The sequence below is a fragment of the Micromonospora sp. URMC 105 genome, assembly GCF_051386295.1.
Classification (GTDB): Bacteria; Actinomycetota; Actinomycetes; order Mycobacteriales; family Micromonosporaceae; genus Micromonospora.
Window position 1 is genome coordinate 1 of sequence record NZ_JBPQTL010000113.1, and the last position, 17,449, is coordinate 17,449.

Genomic DNA, 17,449 nt, shown 5'->3' on the forward strand with positions numbered 1-17,449 from the left:
CCGCCCACCCGCCCGGTCGGCCACCCCGGCGTGCGGATGCCGGTGCAACCGCTATGTTGTGGACGTGCAGGCGATCCGGGGGAAGCAGGACCGACGGTGATCCATTTCCCGGCACAGCGGCGCGGTCCGCTGAGCGCGCTGAGCCTCCGGCTGGCCGCCGCACTGGGCCTGGTGCTGCTGACCGTCGCGGTGGTCTTCCTCGACCGGGACGGCTACCGCGACGTCGACGAGAACGGGCTGACCCTGCTCGACTGCGCCTACTACGCGGTGGTCACCCTCTCCACCACCGGGTACGGCGACATCACCCCGTTCTCGCAGTCCGCCCGGCTGGTGAACGTCCTGTTCATCACCCCCGCCCGGGTGCTCTTCCTGATCATCCTGGTCGGCACCACCCTGGAAGTCCTGACCGAGCAGTACCGGACCGGCCGGCGCCTGGTGCGGTGGAGGAGAACCGTGAAGGACCACGTCATCATCTGCGGCTACGGCACCAAGGGCCGCAGCGCAGTCTCCGCCCTGCTGGAGAACGGCCTGGACAAGTCCCGGATCGTGGTGGTGGAGCGCAGCGGCACCGCACTGCGGCAGGCGACCTCCGCCGGCCTGGTCGCCATCGAGGGCTCCGCCACCCGCTCGTCGGTGCTGGAGGAGGCGCACGTCCGCAACGCCAAGGCGGTGATCATCGCGACCGACAGCGACGACGCCTCGGTGCTGGTGGCGCTCACCGCGCGGCAGCTCACCGCCGGTCAGGTCCGGATCATCGCGGCGGTCCGCGAGGCGGAGAACGCCCCGCTGCTGCGGCAGAGCGGCGCGCACCACGTGATCGTCTCCTCGGCCACCGCCGGCCGGCTGCTGGGGCTCTCCACCTCCGCGCCGCCGCTGATCGACGTGGTGGAGGACCTGCTCACCCCCGGCCAGGGCATGGCGCTGGCGATGCGCTCGGCCGAGCGGCACGAGGTCGGCAAGTCGCCGCGCGAGCTGGAGTCCCTGGTCATCGCGCTGGTCCGCCGGGGCAAGGTGGTCACCCTCGCCGACAAGGCCGGCGCGATCATCGAGACCGGCGACATGCTGGTCCACGTTCGCGACGACCGCCCTCAGCCGGCCACCACGGCCTGATCTCCCGCCGCCGGGGGCGCACGGCTCACCGGTACGCCCCGCCCCGGCCGGCCGTCAGGATCAGGCGGAGGTGTCCCCGCGCTCGTCGCGCAGCGCCTCGCTGCAGCTGATCGGCGGCCCGGCGGCCGCCTTGCGGAGCAGTTCGTAGAGCGTCTCGCGCTGGTCGGCGTCGAGCGCGCCCAGCACCTCCTCCTCGGCGGTGGCGAGCGCACACTCCGCCTCGCTGAGGCGTTTCGTCCCGGTTTCGGTGAGTTCGACCACGTGGCGGCGGCGGTCCGCCGGCGAGCGACGCCGCTCCACCAGGTGTGCCGCCTCGAGTTCGTTGAGCAGCCCGACCACGTTGGTCCCGTCCATCTCCAGCCGGCCGGCCAGCGCCTGCTGGCTGATTCCGCCTTCGGCGCGCAGCACCGTGAGCGCGACGAGGTGGCGTGGGCGCAGGCCGAGCGGGGCCAGCACCGATTCGGCACGCAGCCGGATCCGCCGGGCCAGGTGGTCGAGGAGGGCGCCCGAGCGGTGTTCGGACTGGTCGACCGGCACGGCAGGCATGTGACCGAGTCTACCGGGCCAACCATGAATCGACCTGGTACAAATGATTGGCGTAGGACCAATCATTTATGGAGGGCTAGCAAGTGGCACACCTGTTGCACATCGACTCCAGCATCCAGGGCGAGCGTTCGGTCAGCCGGCAGCTCACCGCGCGGGCCGCCGCCGCCTGGCGCGCCGCCCACCCGGGTGGCACCGTCACCTACCGGGACCTCGGCGACGAGCCCCTGCCGCACCTGGACCGGGCGGGCGGCCTGGCCCGCATGCTCCCCGCCGACCAGCACACACCCGCCGAGCAGGCGTCCTGGGCGCTGACCGAGCGGCTGGTCGCCGAGGTGGCCCGGGCCGACACGATCCTGCTCGGCCTGCCGCTCTACAACTACTCCGTGCCGAGCAGCGTCAAGGCGTGGGTGGACCACCTCATCGCCCCCGGCCTCGCGTACGACCCGGAGACGGGGCAGGGGCTGCTCGGTGGCCGCGAGTTCATCGTGCTGGCCAGCCGAGGCGGCGGCTACGGCTCGGACACCCCTCGGGCGGGCTGGGACCACGCCGAGACCTGGCTGCCGCACGGTGTCGCGATGACCGGTCTGGAGCCCCGCGTGATCACCGCCGAGCTGACCTTCGCGGCGCTGAAGCCGGCCATGGCCGAGCTGCTCCCGCTGGCCGAGGCGAGCCGGGCGGCAGCCGAACGGGCCATCGACGGTCTCTGGGCCCCGGTGTCCGCGGCCGCCTGAACGGCGGCACGGCAGACGGAAGGGGTGGTCACTCCTCGGGAGTGACCACCCCTTCGCGTGCGGGTGTGCCGGTGCGGCGACCGGTCAGATGATCGTCCAGGTGTCGCCGGTGGCGAGGAGGCCGGCGAGCTGCTGCTCGGGGGTCTCGGTGACCTTCGCCTTGGCCGCGGCCACCTGCTCCTGCACCACGCTGTCGTACGACGGGCGGTCCACCGAGCGGAACACGCCGATCGGGGTGTTGCGCAGGTCGAGCCCGGGCAGCCGGGACAGCGCGAACGCGTACGCCGGGTCGTTGACCGTCGCGTCGTGCACCACGATCTCCTCGGCCGGGGTGGCCGCGGTCTCCCGGACCTCCAGCCCGAACCCGCCCGGCGGGTGGACGACGCAGAACTGCCCGTCCTTGCCGAACGTGATCGGCTGCCCGTGCTCCAGCCGGATCAGGTAGTCGTCCCGGGTGGCCGGCTCCTTGAGCTGGTCGAACGCGCCGTCGTTGAAGATGTTGCAGTTCTGGTAGATCTCCACGAACGCCGAGCCCTGGTGCTGGGCGGCGGCCCGCAGCACCGACTGCAGGTGCTTGCGGTCGGAGTCGATGGTGCGGCCGACAAAGGTGGCCTCCGCGCCCAGGGCCAGCGACAGCGGGTTGAACGGGGCGTCCGCCGAGCCGACCGGGGTCGACTTGGTGATCTTGCCGACCTCGGAGGTCGGCGAGTACTGCCCCTTGGTCAGGCCGTAGATCCGGTTGTTGAACAGCAGGATCTTGAGGTTGACGTTGCGGCGCAGCGCGTGGATCAGGTGGTTGCCGCCGATCGACAGCGCGTCGCCGTCGCCGGTGACCACCCAGACCGACAGGTCCGGGCGGGAGACCGACAGGCCGGTGGCGATCGCCGGGGCACGGCCGTGGATCGAGTGCATCCCGTAGGTGTTCATGTAGTACGGGAAGCGCGACGAGCAGCCGATCCCGGAGACGAAGACGGTGTTCTCCCGGGCGATGTTCAGCTCCGGCATGAACTGCTGGATGGCCGCCAGGATGGCGTAGTCACCGCATCCGGGGCACCAGCGCACCTCCTGGTCGGACTTGAAGTCCTTGGCGGTGAGCTTCAGGGCGACGGGCTCAGACATTCTTCAGGACCTCTTCCAGCGTCGTCTCCAGCTCGGCGGCGGTGAACGGCAGGCCGCGGACCTGGTTGTAGCCGATCGCGTCGACCAGGTACTTGGCCCGGATCACGTGGGCGAGCTGGCCGAGGTTCATCTCGGGGATGACCACCCGGTCGTAGGAGCGCAGCACCTCGCCGAGGTTGGCCGGCATCGGCGCCAGGTGCCGCAGGTGCGCCTGTGCGATCGACAGGCCGCGCTGGCGCAGGCCCCGGCACGCCGCGCCGATCGGCCCGTACGTCGAGCCCCAGCCGAGCACCAGCACCCGGGCGTCGCCGTCCGGGTCCTCCACCTCGACGTCCGGCACCGGGATCGTCTCGATCCGGGCCGCCCGGGTACGCACCATGAAGTCGTGGTTCGCCGGGTCGTACGAGATGTCGCCGGTCTTGTCGGCCTTCTCCAGGCCACCGATGCGGTGCTCCAGCCCCGGCGTGCCCGGGATGGCCCACGGCCGGGCCAGCGTCTCCGGGTCGCGCAGGTAGGGCAGGAAGGTGGTGCCGTCCTCGCCGTTGGGCGTGGTGGCGAACTCGACCCGCAGGTCGGGCAGGGACTCCACGTCGGGCAGCAGCCACGGCTCGGAGCCGTTGGCGACGTAGTTGTCCGACAGCAGGATCACCGGGGTGCGGTAGGTCAGCGCGATGCGGGCCGCCTCCAGCGCCGCGTGGAAGCAGTCGGAGGGCGACTTCGGCGCGATCACCGCCACCGGGGCCTCACCGTGCCGGCCGTGCAGCGCCATGTTCAGGTCGGCCTGCTCGGTCTTGGTGGGCATGCCGGTCGACGGCCCGGCCCGCTGCACGTCCACGATGACCAGCGGCAGCTCCAGGGCCACCGCGAGGGAGATCGTCTCGCTCTTGAGGGCCACGCCCGGGCCGCTGGTGGTGGTGACGCCGAGCGAGCCCCCGTACGAGGCGCCCAGCGCGGCGCCGACCGCGGCGATCTCGTCCTCGGCCTGCATGGTGACCACGCCGAACCGCTTGTGCTTGCTCAGCTCGTGCAGGATGTCCGAGGCCGGGGTGATCGGGTACGCCCCGAGGAACACCGGCAGCCCGGAGCGGACGCCGGCGGCCACCAGCCCGAGGGAGAGCGCCGCGTTGCCGGTGATGTTCCGGTAGGTGCCCGGCAGCATCTTCGCCGGCTTGACCTCGTACCGCACCGAGAACGAGTCGGTGGTCTCGCCGAAGTTCCAGCCGGCCCGGAAGGCGGCCACGTTCGCGGCGACCAGCTCCGGACGGGCGGCGAACTTGCGCTCCAGGAAGCGCAGCGTCGACTCGTACGGCCGGGAGTACATCCAGGAGAGCAGGCCCAGCGCGAACATGTTCTTGGCCCGCTCGGCGTCCTTCTTGGACACCGCCTGGTCGGCGAGGGCGCCGACCGTCATCGAGGTCAGCGCCACCGGGTGCACCACGTAGCCGGCGAGCGAGTCGTCGTCCAGCGGGCTGGTCTGGTAGCCGACCTTGGCCAGGTTGCGCTTGGTGAACTCGTCGGTGTTGACGATGATGTCCGCGCCGCGGGGCAGGTCGGCCAGGTTGGCCTTGAGCGCCGCCGGGTTCATCGCCACCAGCACGTTCGGGGCGTCGCCCGGGGTGAGGATGTCGTAGTCGGCGAAGTGCACCTGGAAGCTCGACACGCCCGGCAGCGTGCCTGCGGGCGCCCGGATCTCCGCCGGGAAGTTGGGCAACGTGGAGATGTCGTTGCCCAGCTGCGCCGTCTCGGAGGTGAACCGGTCGCCGGTCAACTGCATGCCGTCGCCGGAGTCACCGGCGAACCGGATGACCACCCGGTCCAGTTGACGGATCTGCTTGGTCACGCCTGCACCTCGCTTCGCTCAGCCCCGTCGCACGGGCGGCTGAACCTGATGGTGACCCCGCCTTGCCCCGCCACGTGACCTCCTTGACGCGCCGCTGCGCCGATCCGCCCGTGGCAGGTCCGGCCCGCTGTCGTTTCTCACCCCAGAGCCTACGTCGAGCCGTTAGGGCATCCTTGGTGGAGGTCCGACGAGTGGGAACGAATCTGAACGTTGTTCATCCCGTTCTGCACCGTTTCGAGGTGACCGCCGTAATCGAGATCACCGGCGGCGGCCCTTACCGGGCCCTAGGTCTCAATCGGATGCCGGATTCGCCGCCGGGTCCGGGACCGGCCCGCCCATGCGCCGCCGCAGCGAGGTGGTGGCCAACGCCAGCGCCAGCACCACCAGCGCCCCGGAGGCGACGATCAGGACGAGCGCGATCCGCTGGGCCGAGGACATCCCGCCTCCGCCGGAGGTCTGACCGGCCGCGGCGATCACGCCCTGCGAACCCGTCGGGGCCGGGGTCGCCACCGGCGGGGTGGCCAGCGCCGCCGCCGCGGTGATCCGGAAGCTCATCTGCATCTGCCGGGCCCGGCCGCTGCGCGGGTCGAGCTGAGCGATCACCGCCCCGGCCAGCGGCGCCTCCCGCTGGGCCTGCGGGGTGGCGGCGACCGGCAGCCGCAGGGTGGCCGTACGGCCCGCCGGCACGGTACCGGCGTCGCACCGGGTACGGGTCGGCGAGACCACCTCGCAGCCGGGCGTGGCGAGCACGCTGACCCCGGCGGGCAGGACCACCTCGACCCGCCCCGCGGCGTCCACCCGGCCGGTGTTGCCCAGCCGGACGCCCAGCTCGGTGGGGCCGCCGCTGATGTCGAAGGCCACCTCGTCGGCGTCGAGGCTCATCCCGGGCACCGGCGGGCCGGGCGGGAAGAGGACCGCGAAGCCCTCGTTGTCCGCGACCCTGGCCCCCGCGCCGGAGGCGGCGACCCGTACCGAGCCGCTGAGCGGCATCTTCCGCCACGCCTCGCCGCCGACCCGGACCCGGATGAGGCTGGTGAACTTCGCGCCGGGAGCGGCGTCCCACTCGCCGCACTGCCAGTTCCCGCCGCCGACGGCGGCACAGCCCGGGGTGCCGGCGTCGGTCAGCCCGGCGGGCAGCGTGTAGGCGAGGTGTACCCGCGCGGGTGCCGTCCCGGTGTTGGCGACGGTGACCCGCAGCGTGGCACTGGTGCTCCGGGCGTTCCAGTAGGCGGGGCCGAGCACGATGTCGCGGGTGGTGACCCGCACCCCGAGCCCGTCGGGGTTCTGCTGACTGGGCGCGGGACCGTCCGCGGGGGGCCGGCCACCGCCCGGGGCGGGCGGCGGGGCGGGCGCGGTGGTGGTCGGCGCGGCGGTGGTCGGGGCCGGATCGCCGGGGCTGCCCGTCGTCGGTGCTGCCGTGGTCGGCTCCGGCGCCGGGGTGGTCGGCTCCGGGTCCGGGGGCAGGGTGGGCGGCGCGGTGGTGGGCAGCGGCTCGGTGGTGGTCGGCTCGACCGGCGGCGTGGTCTCGTCCGTCGGCTCGCCCGCCGGCGTCGTCGCGTCCGTGGCGGCGGTGACGACGGGGTCGCCCGTGGGAGCCGCGGTGGCCAGGCCGGGCGCGATCGCGAGCGCGACCGCCAGCCCTGTGCCCAGTGATGCCGTGACCAACGAAGAGGTACGCCAGGCGAGCGCCCCCGGGCCGGGGCGTACGTCCACGCGGGCCATCTGTCCTCCGTGACACTGGGTGAGGGTTCATTATTCGGTAACAGTTGCCCGAGGGCACTAGTCCCACCGGGAAACGAATTCGTAACGTGTTCGGTACTGCTCCCGGTCCGGTCGGGCGGGGCCGGTGCCCGGTAGGCTGACCTACCGTGACCGGTTACCTGGGCTCGTACGCGACGCTCGGGCTCCTGCTGCTCGCCAGTGCTCTCTTCTTTGTTACGGCGTTCTCGGCCAATCGGATGTTACGTCCTGGCCGTCCGGCTGATCCTTGGGGCAAGTGGGCCAGCTACGAGTGCGGCCTGGACCCGGTCGGCGGCGACTGGGCGCAGATGCAGATCCGCTACTACGTCTACGCGTACCTCTACGTGCTCTTCGCCGTCGAGGCGGTCTTCCTCTTCCCCTGGGCGCTGGTCTTCGACCGACCCGGTTTCGGCCTGGTCACGGTCGCCGAGATGGGCATCTTCGTGGCCGTGGTCGCGCTCGGCATCCTCTACGCCTGGCGCAAGAACATCCTCCGCTGGACCTGACCGCCCGGCCCGCGGTCAGGCGAGGCCGCGACGGGTGAGCAGTGGCGGACGGTCACCGCGGATCGAGGCGACCATGTCCAGCACCCGGCGCGTGGGGCGGACCTGATGGGCGCGGAAGACCCGGGCGCCGAGCCAGGCCGAGACGGCGGTCGCGGCGAGGGTGCCCTCCAGCCGCTCCGGCACCGGCAGGTCCAGCGTCTCCCCGATGAAGTCCTTGTTCGACAGGGCCACCAGCAGCGGCCAGCCGGTCGCGGTCAGCTCGTCGAGCCGGCGGGTGATCTCCAACGAGTGCCGGGTGTTCTTGCCGAAGTCGTGCGCCGGGTCGATCAGGATGCCGTCGGGGCGTACCCCCAGGGCCACCGCACGCTCGGCGAGCCCGGTCACCGTCGTGACCACGTCGCCGACCACGTCGTCGAAGGCGGCCCGGTGCGGCCGGGTACGCGGGGCGAGCCCGCCGGCGTGCGAGCAGACCAGCCCGGCCCCGGTCTGCGCGGCGACCCGGGCCAGCGCCGGGTCGGCGCCGGACCAGGTGTCGTTGAGCAGGTCGGCGCCGGCCGCCACCGCCTCCACCGCGACCTCGGCCCGCCACGTGTCGATCGAGATCACCACGTCGGGGAAGGCGGCCCGGACGGCGGCGATGGTGTCCACCGTCCGCCGGATCTCCTCGGCGACGTCGACCTCGTCGCCCGGCCCGGCCTTCACCCCGCCGATGTCGATGATCTCCGCGCCCTCGGTCACCGCGAGCTCCACCGCGCGCAGCGCGCTGTCCTGGGCGAAGGTCGCGCCCCGGTCGAAGAACGAGTCCGGTGTGCGGTTGACGATCGCCATCACCACCAGCTCGCCCGGTGCGAACGTCCGCCCACCGAGCCGCAGCGCCCCGGCCATCCCGCCTCCCGCCCGTCGCCGGCCGGGTCACCCGGCCGCTGACGACGCTATCCGGTCGCCCGGCGCCCCGCCGGGCCGGGACGCCACCAGCGGACACGTACCCCTGCGGTGGGTTGGGGTCGCTCGGGGGGTGCTCGCCGTGCCACGATCTGTCCATGGGTCAGGTTCTGCTCGTACTGGTCATCGCGTTGACCGTGGCGGCGGTGGTGTTCGGGGTGACGGTGCTGGTCTCCGGCCGGGACGCCGGCCTGGCGCCGGCCGAGCCGGACGGCCGGGCCGTGCCGCTGCCGGGCAGCCGGCCGCTGCGCGAGACGGACGTCGGCGCGGTCCGCTTCGACACCGCGCTGCGGGGCTACCGGATGGCCCAGGTCGACCAGGCGATGCGCCGGGCCGCCTACGACATCGGCTACAAGGCCGAGCTGATCGGCGTGCTGGAGGCGGAGGTCGCGGCGCTGCGCGAGGGCCGGCTGGCGGACGCCGACGCGCTGCGCCGGGCCCGCGAGGAGGCGGCCGGTGACGCCCCGGCCACCGACCCCACCCCGCGGTACGCGGACCCGGCCGCGACCCCGGCGGACGCCCCGACCGACGCGCCGCGTGCCGTCGAGCCGAGCGCGGCGGACCCGGACGGCATCCGCCCGCTCGCCGCCGACGCGCCGGCGGCCGACGACGCCGACGCGCCGGCCCTGCGTACCGCCGTCGACCCCGCCGCGCCGTCCGAGGCGCCCGCCGACGCCGCACCCGCCCTGCGCACCGCGGCCGTGGACGCCGACACCCGCCCCACCGACGGGAACGCCGACGCCGACCCGACCGGCGGCCGGCCCGCCGACCGGGTCCGCTCGGAGACGCGGTGACCGGGCCGGACGGCGCGGACAGCCTGCGGGAAGCGGCGCAGCCCGGCGCCGGCGAGTTCACCGCCACCGTGATCGTGGACGCCCCCGCCGGCCGGGTCTTCGCCGCGCTCACCGACTGGGAGCGGCAGTCCGACTGGATCCCGTTCACCACGGTCCGCGTCGTCGAGGGCGACGGCGGGGAGGGCACCCTGGTCGAGGCGGTCACCGCGCTCGGGCCGGCCGTGCTGCGCGACCAGATGCGGGTGGTCCGGGTGGACGCGCCGTACGAGGTCGGCGTCGTGCACTGCGGCAAGCTGCTGCGCGGCCCCGGCGTGCTGCGCTGCACCCCGCTGGCCCGCGACCGCACCCAGGTGGTCTGGCACGAGTGGTTCCACCTGCCCGGCGGGCCGGCCGGCCGGGTGGCGTGGCCGCTGCTCTGGCCGGGTTCCAAGGCGAGCCTGACGCTGGCGCTGAAGCGGTTCGCCCGGCTGGTCGAGCAGGGCCGGCTGCCCTGACCGGGTCCCGCTGTCGGGGCTCTGGCCTACCGTGTACGCCGTGACTGACCTGGTGACCGGCCCCGACGGGCTGACCCGCTGCGCCTGGGGGTCGAGCACCCCGGACTACGCCGTCTACCACGACACCGAGTGGGGCCGGCCGCTGCGCGGCGACGACGCCCTCTACGAGCGGCTGACGCTGGAGGCCTTCCAGTCCGGCCTGTCCTGGCTGACCATCCTGCGCAAGCGGCCGGCGTTCCGGCTGGCCTTCGACGAGTTCCGCATCGAGCGGGTCGCCGGCTACGGGGAGGCCGACGTGACCCGGCTGCTCGCCGACGCGGGGATCGTCCGCAACCGCGCCAAGATCGAGGCGGCGATCGCCAACGCGCGGGCCGCGCTGGAGCTGCCCGACGGGCTCTCCGCGCTGCTCTGGTCGTACGCGCCGCCGCCCCGGGGCGCCCGGCCGGAGTCGTTCGCGCAGGTGCCCGCCCTGACGCCGGAGTCCACCGCGATGGCCAAGGCCCTCAAGAAGAGCGGCTTCCGCTTCGTCGGCCCCACCACCGCGTACGCGCTGATGCAGGCCACCGGCATGGTCGACGACCACCTGACCGGCTGCCACGTGGTCGCCGCCGGGGCGGCCCGTGATGGGATGGGGGCATGACCGCAACCGACCACCGCGCCAGCGCGACGACCGACGTCGACGGGCCGGCTGAGGGCGCCTGGGCGGTGCTCCTGCCGGCCGGTCGGCACGACGCTGAACGCCTCGTCCACCACGACACCCTGGAGCTGCCGGCCGTGGCCGGGGAGCCCCGCCCGCGCCCCGGCGACCCGGTGGCGGTGCTGGTGGCGGAGCCGTCCCGGCTGGTGGCGCTGGGCCGGGTCGCCGGTGGGGGAGAGGACGCGCTGGTGGTGACGTACACCCGGCGGGCCTTCGACGAGCCGGTGCCGGCCGACCAGGTGCCGATCGCCGGGCCGGTCACCCCGCTGGCGCCCGAGGTCTACCGCGAGCTGGTCGACCGGCTCGGTCCGCCGCCGCTGCGCCGCACCTGGCTGGTCAGCCTGGATCTCCCGATCGAGGCGGACTCCCGGGCCGAGGCGGTCCGGCTCTTCTGGTCGTACGTGCAGGAGCTGGGCCCGGCCGAGCTGCCCGCGTTCGTCTCACCCTCCGGCGACGAACTGGCAATGCAGGCGTTCGTGCTGGGCGCCGAGGCCAACCAGGACCCGGAGGAGGACGACTGACCCCCTCCGGGTGAGCACCGGCGGTGGCGCCGTCAGTGCCCCTCGAAGGCCGGCTTGCGCTTCTCGACGAAGGCCATGGTGGCGGCCCGGTGGTCGCTGGTGGCCCCGCAGATCGCCTGGGCCTGCGCCTCGGCGGCGAGGGCGTCGGCGAGGGTGCCCGCGTCGGCGATGGAGAGCTGCCGCTTGATCGCCCCGTACGCGACGGTCGGGCCGGCGGCGAGCCGGGCGGCCAGCTCGTGCGCGGCCGGCAGCACCTGCTCGTCGTCCTCGACCAGCTTGTTGAGCAGGCCCAGCCGGCAGGCCTCCTCGGCGCCGACCGGCTCGGCGAGCATCAGCAGCTCGACGGCCTTGGCGTGACCGACCAGCCGGGGCAGCGTCCAGGAGGCCCCGGTGTCGGCGGCCAGCCCCACCCCGGCAAAGGCCATCAGGAACTTCGTCTTCGGGCCGCCGACCCGGAAGTCGGCGAGGAACGCCAGCGAGGCGCCCGCCCCGGCGGCCATCCCGCGCACCGCGGCCACCACCGGCTTGGGCAGGTTCGCCAGCCGGGCGGCGATCGGGTTGTAGTGCGCCCGCACGGTGTCCAGCGGGTTCGCGGTCGTCGACTGCAGGGTCTGCACGTGCTCGCGCAGGTCCTGGCCGGCGCTGAACTGCCCGCCCGCGCCGGCCAGCACCACCGCCCGGCAGGAGCGGTCGGACTCCAGCTCGGCCAGGGTGTCCCGGAGCGCCTCCTTGAGCGCCACGTCGAGCGAGTTCATCGCCGTGGGGCGGTTCAGCGTCAGGGTGACCACGGCGTCGGTGCGGTCGACGAGCAGCGGCTCGGTCACGTTCTAACGACCCTTCTGTCGGGCGGTGCGGTTGCTGGCGTCGAGGCACTGCTCGACGTACCGGTCGGCGGCCGGCCGCAGCCGGGCTGCGTGCCGGTCGAAGAAGCTGGCCGCGGCGGTGCCGGGCCAGCGCTCCGGGAGCAGCGCCGGAGGCAGCTGCGGGTCCCGGAACAGGAAGGTACGCCACGCGTGCACCAGCCGGAACCGGGCCGCGTACGCCTCCTCGTCGCCGCTGCGCACGGTCACCCCGGCCAGCAGCGGCCGCTGCTCGGCGACGAACCGCTCGTAGGCGTGCCCGATCTCGGCGAGGTCCCAGGCCCGGCGGACCACCCCCATCGCGCCCGGCGTGCCGGCGGCGTGCGCGGCGGTGAACCGCTCGTAGCGCACCCCGGCCTCCTCCAGGAGCAGGTCCACGTCCTCGCTCGCCCGGGTGGCCACCCAGGTGTGCTCGTCGAGGGTGCCGTAGCCCAGGAAGCTCAGGTTGGCGGCGAGGCGCTGCCGGTCCCGCCGGGCGGTCGGGGTCTGGAGCACCAGCAGATCGAAGCGGCCGTCCCAGGTGACCCGGCCGGTGCGGTAGATCCTCGCGGCCGCCTCGTCGAGTCGCCGGGCGGCCTTCGGTGTGATCGAATATCCCGGCCCGGTGGCCAGCCGGAGCGGATCGAGCCAGCCCTGACGGACCATCCGGGAGACCGCGGTGCGCACGGCCGGGGGAGCGACCCCGAGCGGCGCCAGCAGCTTGACCAGGGCGGCGACCGGTGCACGGCCACCCCTCGGCCGGAGGTAGTCGCCGTACAGGTCGAAGAGTGCCGACCGTGCCTGCATGACCGCACATTGTGACAGGCCTTCTCAAGATAAGCTAGATGCTGTTACATCAATGCTGCTCCGGTTTGGGTCCGGCGGTGTTCATCAGGGAAAATCGTTGGTCGACACCCTCGCGTACGTTGCGGGTGGTCGTGACGAAGTGGCTGTGGGGCAACCCACCGACCCTGATACAGGTCTGAGGGGAGACAACATGGCGGCGATGAAGCCGCGGACGGGCGACGGTCCGCTGGAAGTCACCAAGGAGGGCCGGGGCATCGTCATGCGGGTCCCGCTGGAGGGCGGTGGCCGACTCGTCGTCGAGATGACTCCCGACGAGGCCAACGCACTCGGTGACGCGCTGAAGGCAGCCGCCGGCTGATCGACCGACAGACCGCGCGGCGACGCGCGGACGGTTCGTCGTATCCCTGAGCCACCGGCCATGCCGGTGGCTCAGGGTCTTCACCTGCCCTACGCGGGGCGGCCAGGCCCCGCACCACGATCCTTTCCGGAGGTACGGTCCAGCGTGCTCGCCATCCGCCTGTCAGCCGGTGCCGACCGGTACGACACCCTCGTCCTGCCCGTCCGCGCGGCGGCCGCGGCCGACGGGGACGACGCCCCGGCGACGCTCGCCCCGACCGGGCCGGCCCTGCCCGACGAGGTGCGGGCGGAGGCGACCGCCCTGCTGCCGGCCGCCCGGCTGACCGGCAAGGCCGGCGAGACGTACGCGCACCTGCGCCCGTCGCGCACCCCCGCCCGGCTGCTGCTGCTCGGCGTCGGCGACGGCGCCGACCGGGCGTGGCGGACCGCCGGAGCCGCGCTGAGCCGGGCCGGCGAGGATGAGACACACATCACGTTTCTGGTGCCGACCGGCACCGGGGCGGAGGCCGTCCGCGCCCTCGTCGAGGGGCTGCTGCTCGCCTCCTACCGGTTCCGGATGACCGAGGCCGGCGAGTCACCGGCGCTGACCGGGGTGGACCTGCTGGTCGACGACCCGGAGCCGTACCGCGACGCGGTCGAGGCGGCGGTCACCACCGCCCGGATGACCCGGCTCGCCCGGGACCTCACCAACACCCCGTCCTCGGTGAAGAACCCGCAGTGGTTCGTCGCGCAGGTCGAGGCCGCGACGGCCGACCAGCCCGACCTGCACCTGCGGGTACGCGGCCCCGAGGAGCTGGCGGCCGAGGGCTTCGGCGGCATCCTCGCCGTCGGCGGCGGCTCGGCCAGCACCCCCCGCCTGGTCGAGCTGGACTGGCGCCCCGCCGACGCCCGCACCCACGTGGTGCTCGTCGGCAAGGGGATCACCTTCGACACCGGCGGCATCTCGATCAAGCCGGTGCCGGCGATGAAGCTGATGCGCAAGGACATGGCCGGGGCCGCCGCCGTGGTCGCGGCGACGCTCGGCGCGGCGGCGCTGCGGCTGCCGGTGCGGATCACCACGCTCGCCCCGCTGGCGGAGAACATGGTCAGCGGATCGGCGTTCCGCCCCGGCGACATCGTCCGCCACTACGGCGGTCTGACCAGCGAGACCACCAACTCCGACGCCGAGGGCCGGCTGGTCCTCGCCGACGCCCTGGCGTACGCCGTCCAGGAGCTCCAGCCGGACCTGCTGATCGACCTGGCCACCCTGACCGGGGCCAACGCGGTCGCGCTCGGCAAGCGCACCGGTGCCCTCTACAGCGAGAACGACCAGCTCGCCGCCGACCTGCTGGCCGCCGTGGACGCCGCCGGCGAGGCCGCCTGGCGGATGCCGCTGCCCGCCGACTACGTCGAGCACCTCGGCAGCGACCTGGCCGACCTGCACAGCTCGCCCGACGCGGGCGCCGGTTCGGTGACCGCCGCGCTGTACCTGCGCGAGTTCACCGGCGACCTGCGCGACCGCTGGCTGCACATCGACATGTCCGCGCCGTCCTGGGCCGACGGCGACGACGCCGAGCTGACCCGGGGCGCGACCGGCTGGGGCGTACGCGGGCTGCTGCGCTGGCTGGCGACGCTGGGCTGAGGTGGCGCTCCCGCCCGGCACCGGAGCGGACGCCGGGCCGGCGGTCGGGAACGGGCGGTCAGGGACGGGTCAGCACTTGACCGCGGCGAGCAGGCCGTGCCCGACCGGCAGCAGCGCCGGGATCCAGTGCTCCGACTCCCGCAGTGCCTTGATCGTCTCGCGGACGGTCACCGTCTCCGCGTCGCGCGCCGTCGGGTCGCCGATCCGCCCGCTGGCCAGCGTGCCGTTGAGGGCCAGCACCCCGCCGGGTCGCAGCAGCCGCAGCGCGGCGTCCGAGTACGCCGCGAAGCCGGTCGCCTCGGCGTCGACGAAGACCAGGTCGTACGCGCCGTCGGCGAGCCGGGGCAGCACGTCCAGCGCCCGGCCGGTGATGATCCGGGTACGCCCCGACGGAAAGCCGGCCTCGACGAAGATCCGCCGGGCGATCCGCTGGTGCTCGACCTCCAGGTCGATGGTGGTGAGCACGCCGTCGGCCCGCATCCCGCGCAGCAGCCAGACGCCGCTGACCCCGGTGCCGGTGCCGATCTCCACCACCGCCCGGGCGTTGCCCGCGGCGGCGAGCAGGCGCAGCGCCGCCCCGGCCCCGGGCGTCACCGCGTCGAGGCCGACCTCCAGGGCGAGGCTGCGGGCGGTCCGCAGCACGAGGTCCTCGCCGACGTACGACTCGGCGAACTGCAGCGCCTGCGCCGTCGGAGTGCCGGAATTGGCGACCGTGGCGATGGGACACCTCCGGGCGGCGGGAGTGGTGCGGGGGGCGGGTTGGCGGTATGAGCCTAGAGGCGAGCCTTCCGCCGCGCAGCCGCGCCGTCCGCCGTTGACGATCACGCCCGGCAGAAGCTCATGCCATCCGGCTCATCCGTGCAATCCTGGAAGCGGCATCCCGCGTTTCGCGACGGCGGCCGCACCACGCGGCACGGGGGATCCGGGGACGGACTGGGAGGCACCGACGTGACCGACGGCTGGGACTGGCGCCAGCCCGGTGGGACTCCGGCACCGGCGGGACCGCCGGGCGGGGCGACGCCGGTGGGCCCCCCGGCGGCGCCGCAGAGCGCCCCGGGCGGCACGACATCACCCTGGTGGTCCGACGCGCTCGCCGACCCGTGGCGGGACCCGTACGCGCCGGCCGCCGTGGTGGTCCCGGGCGCCCTCGCCCCCGGGTCCGCGCCGGAGCCGGTGACCGACCCGGACGCCCCGGGCCGGCCGAAGCTGCGCCAGCTGCTGCTCGTCCCGCTGATCACCGCACTGCTCGCCGGGTCCCTCGGCGGGGCCCTGGGGTACGCCTTCGCGGTCCGGGGCGGGGCCGGGGGCGGCGTGGCGCTCGGCGCCCGGCCCGCCGAGGCACCCGGCCTGGCCCAGCGCCGCCCGGAGTCGCTGGCCGGGGTCGCCGAGAAGGTCCTGCCCAGCGTGGTCACCGTACGGGTGGCCGGCCTGGGCGGGGTCAGCGAAGGCTCGGGCTTCATCGTCAGCGCCGACGGGCACGTGATCACCAACGACCACGTGGTCTCCGGCAACACCGGCCGCGCCTCGGTGATCTTCAGCGACGGCAGCACCGCGCCGGCCACCGTCGTCGGCCAGGACCCCGAGTCGGACGTCGCGGTGATCAAGGTCAACCGTGCCGGGCTGCGCCCGGTGGAGTTCGGCGACTCCGACGCGCTGGCGGTGGGCGACCCCGTGCTCGCCATCGGCTCGCCGCTCTCGCTGGCCAACACCGTCACCGCCGGCATCGTCAGCGCCCTGGACCGCACCATGCAGGCCGGTGAGCCCGGCGGCCCGGTGCGCTACTACGCGGCGATCCAGACCGACGCCGCGGTCAACCACGGCAACTCCGGCGGCCCGCTGGTGGACACCGCCGGCCGGGTGATCGGGGTCAACTCCACGATCAAGTCGCTGGTCGGCGAGGGGCAGGAGGCGGGCAACATCGGCCTCGCCTTCGCCATCCCGATCAACCAGGCCAAGCGGATCACCCAGGACATCATCGGCACCGGCAAGGCCCGCCGTACGGTGATCGGCGCGCAGGTGGGCGGCGCCGGCACGGCCACCGGCGGGGCGGGCGTACGGCTGGCCGCGGTGGAGCCGTCCGGCCCGGCGGCCGGCGCGGGGCTCAAGGCCGGCGACGTGGTCCTCAAGCTGAACGGCCGGCCGATGACCGAGCCGACCGACCTGATCGCGCTGGTGCGCAAGTTCGCCCCGGGATCGGTGGTGACGGTGGAGTACCGGCGGGGGTCGTCCCGGCAGAACACCTCGGTGACCCTCGCCGCAGACGCGAAGTGAGGACCGGTCACCCCCTCCCGGGCCCGCGCCCGACGTGCGTAGTCTTGCTCTGACGCCGACGAGGAGGCCCAGCAGTGCTCGACAACCTGAACTGGTGGGAGATCGGTGCGCTGCTGCTCCTGGCGCTGCTGATCTTCGGTGACCGGCTGCCCAACGTCATCAACGACGGCCTGCGGATGGTCCGGAACCTGCGGGGCATGGCCCGCAACGCGACCGGCGACCTGAGCCGTGAGCTGGGCACCGACATCCAGCTGGAGGACCTGCACCCGAAGGCGTTCATCCGCAAGCACCTGCTCAGCGAAGAGGACGAGCAGGCGATCCGGAAGCCGTTGCAGGGCGTCTACGACAACCTACGGGCGGACGTGACCGGCGTGCACAACGAGCTCAAGGACGTGGCCGACGCCGCCGACCTGCGCGGCAAGGGCGGCCGTCCGGCCACCGCCACCGGCGCCGAAGACCTCCATCCGCGAGCCGTCGGGCAGCTCCAGCCAGGCCATGTTCTCGATGACGCCGA

Annotated in this window: 19 protein-coding genes; 11 read left to right on the forward strand and 8 right to left on the reverse strand. The window is 73.9% G+C overall.

Translation table 11 applies throughout. The features are described 5' to 3' along the window. Positions 1–96: 96 nt before the first annotated feature. Positions 97–1,110 (forward strand): potassium channel family protein, encoded by a 1,014-nt coding sequence (locus ACSNN7_RS25465; RefSeq protein WP_436683467.1) that lies wholly within the window; start codon positions 97–99, stop codon positions 1,108–1,110. 60 nt (positions 1,111–1,170) lie between these two features. Here the strand turns inward: ACSNN7_RS25465 and ACSNN7_RS25470 are convergent, their stop codons facing one another. Next, the gene (locus tag ACSNN7_RS25470; protein ID WP_436683468.1) at positions 1,171–1,656 is read right to left on the reverse strand and encodes a MarR family winged helix-turn-helix transcriptional regulator; all 486 of its coding nucleotides are present in this window, start codon (positions 1,654–1,656) and stop codon (positions 1,171–1,173) included. A gap of 83 nt (positions 1,657–1,739) precedes the next feature. On the opposite strand from ACSNN7_RS25470, the gene ACSNN7_RS25475 reads away from it, so the two are divergent. Then, positions 1,740–2,387, forward strand: coding sequence for an FMN-dependent NADH-azoreductase (locus ACSNN7_RS25475; protein ID WP_436683469.1), 648 nt, complete (start codon positions 1,740–1,742; stop codon positions 2,385–2,387). An 84-nt stretch (positions 2,388–2,471) separates the two neighbouring features. On the opposite strand, the gene ACSNN7_RS25480 is transcribed toward ACSNN7_RS25475, so the two are convergent. From ACSNN7_RS25480 to ACSNN7_RS25490, 3 genes are all read right to left on the reverse strand, one after another. Beyond that, a complete protein-coding gene (locus tag ACSNN7_RS25480) occupies positions 2,472–3,506 on the reverse strand; it encodes a 2-oxoacid:ferredoxin oxidoreductase subunit beta (RefSeq protein ID WP_436683470.1) in 1,035 nt (344 codons plus the stop codon). After that, positions 3,499–5,346: a 2-oxoacid:acceptor oxidoreductase subunit alpha gene (locus ACSNN7_RS25485; protein ID WP_436683471.1), complete on the reverse strand. Its 1,848-nt coding sequence runs from the start codon at positions 5,344–5,346 to the stop codon at positions 3,499–3,501. The genes ACSNN7_RS25480 and ACSNN7_RS25485 overlap by 8 nt, the downstream gene beginning before the upstream one ends. Positions 5,347–5,637: 291 nt before the next feature. Then, on the reverse strand, positions 5,638–7,068 hold the full coding sequence (locus tag ACSNN7_RS25490) for a hypothetical protein (protein ID WP_436683473.1): 1,431 nt from the start codon (positions 7,066–7,068) through the stop codon (positions 5,638–5,640). A gap of 146 nt (positions 7,069–7,214) precedes the next feature. Between ACSNN7_RS25490 and ndhC the strand changes: the two genes are divergently transcribed. After that, positions 7,215–7,592 carry an NADH-quinone oxidoreductase subunit A gene (gene ndhC / locus ACSNN7_RS25495; RefSeq protein ID WP_436683474.1) on the forward strand — a complete coding sequence of 126 codons (378 nt, stop codon included), beginning with the start codon at positions 7,215–7,217 and terminating at the stop codon, positions 7,590–7,592. 15 nt (positions 7,593–7,607) lie between these two features. Here ndhC and folP read toward each other — a convergent pair whose 3' ends face one another. After that, a complete protein-coding gene (gene folP, locus ACSNN7_RS25500; RefSeq protein ID WP_436683475.1) occupies positions 7,608–8,477 on the reverse strand; it encodes a dihydropteroate synthase in 870 nt (289 codons plus the stop codon). 155 nt (positions 8,478–8,632) lie between these two features. Between folP and ACSNN7_RS25505 the strand changes: the two genes are divergently transcribed. Genes ACSNN7_RS25505 through ACSNN7_RS25520 form a run of 4 tightly spaced genes read left to right on the forward strand, consistent with a single transcriptional unit; the run spans position 8,633 to position 11,040 of the window. Next, positions 8,633–9,328: a DivIVA domain-containing protein gene (locus tag ACSNN7_RS25505; protein ID WP_436683477.1), complete on the forward strand. Its 696-nt coding sequence runs from the start codon at positions 8,633–8,635 to the stop codon at positions 9,326–9,328. After that, entirely contained in the window at positions 9,325–9,822 is a 498-nt protein-coding gene (locus ACSNN7_RS25510; RefSeq protein ID WP_436683479.1) for an SRPBCC family protein, read from the forward strand. Before ACSNN7_RS25505 ends, ACSNN7_RS25510 begins: the two co-directional genes overlap by 4 nt. 40 nt (positions 9,823–9,862) lie before the next feature. After that, complete coding sequence (locus ACSNN7_RS25515) at positions 9,863–10,462, forward strand: DNA-3-methyladenine glycosylase I (RefSeq protein ID WP_436683481.1); 600 nt, start codon at positions 9,863–9,865, stop codon at positions 10,460–10,462. Further along, entirely contained in the window at positions 10,459–11,040 is a 582-nt protein-coding gene (locus ACSNN7_RS25520) for a hypothetical protein (RefSeq protein WP_436683483.1), read from the forward strand. Before ACSNN7_RS25515 ends, ACSNN7_RS25520 begins: the two co-directional genes overlap by 4 nt. A 32-nt stretch (positions 11,041–11,072) precedes the next feature. On the opposite strand, the gene ACSNN7_RS25525 is transcribed toward ACSNN7_RS25520, so the two are convergent. Both ACSNN7_RS25525 and ACSNN7_RS25530 read right to left on the reverse strand, forming a co-directional pair. Beyond that, positions 11,073–11,864 carry an enoyl-CoA hydratase/isomerase family protein gene (locus tag ACSNN7_RS25525; RefSeq protein ID WP_436683484.1) on the reverse strand — a complete coding sequence of 264 codons (792 nt, stop codon included), beginning with the start codon at positions 11,862–11,864 and terminating at the stop codon, positions 11,073–11,075. A 3-nt stretch (positions 11,865–11,867) separates the two neighbouring features. Next, the gene (locus tag ACSNN7_RS25530) at positions 11,868–12,686 is read right to left on the reverse strand and encodes a PaaX family transcriptional regulator (protein ID WP_436683485.1); all 819 of its coding nucleotides are present in this window, start codon (positions 12,684–12,686) and stop codon (positions 11,868–11,870) included. Positions 12,687–12,876: 190 nt separating this feature from the next. Between ACSNN7_RS25530 and ACSNN7_RS25535 the strand changes: the two genes are divergently transcribed. After that, a complete protein-coding gene (locus tag ACSNN7_RS25535; protein ID WP_007455245.1) occupies positions 12,877–13,044 on the forward strand; it encodes a DUF3117 domain-containing protein in 168 nt (55 codons plus the stop codon). Between the two features lie 144 nt (positions 13,045–13,188). Continuing rightward, on the forward strand, positions 13,189–14,664 hold the full coding sequence (locus ACSNN7_RS25540) for a leucyl aminopeptidase family protein (protein ID WP_436683486.1): 1,476 nt from the start codon (positions 13,189–13,191) through the stop codon (positions 14,662–14,664). Positions 14,665–14,733: 69 nt separating this feature from the next. Here ACSNN7_RS25540 and ACSNN7_RS25545 read toward each other — a convergent pair whose 3' ends face one another. Beyond that, the gene (locus ACSNN7_RS25545) at positions 14,734–15,342 is read right to left on the reverse strand and encodes an O-methyltransferase (protein ID WP_334451881.1); all 609 of its coding nucleotides are present in this window, start codon (positions 15,340–15,342) and stop codon (positions 14,734–14,736) included. Positions 15,343–15,612: 270 nt separating this feature from the next. Here ACSNN7_RS25545 and ACSNN7_RS25550 point away from each other — a divergent pair, with 270 nt between their 5' ends. Together ACSNN7_RS25550 and ACSNN7_RS25555 are read left to right on the forward strand one after the other, a co-directional pair. Further along, the gene (locus tag ACSNN7_RS25550; RefSeq protein WP_436683487.1) at positions 15,613–16,935 is read left to right on the forward strand and encodes a S1C family serine protease; all 1,323 of its coding nucleotides are present in this window, start codon (positions 15,613–15,615) and stop codon (positions 16,933–16,935) included. A gap of 74 nt (positions 16,936–17,009) precedes the next feature. Continuing rightward, positions 17,010–17,449, forward strand: a 440-nt coding sequence (locus ACSNN7_RS25555; RefSeq protein WP_436683488.1) for a hypothetical protein, incomplete at its 3' end; no start/stop codon positions are given.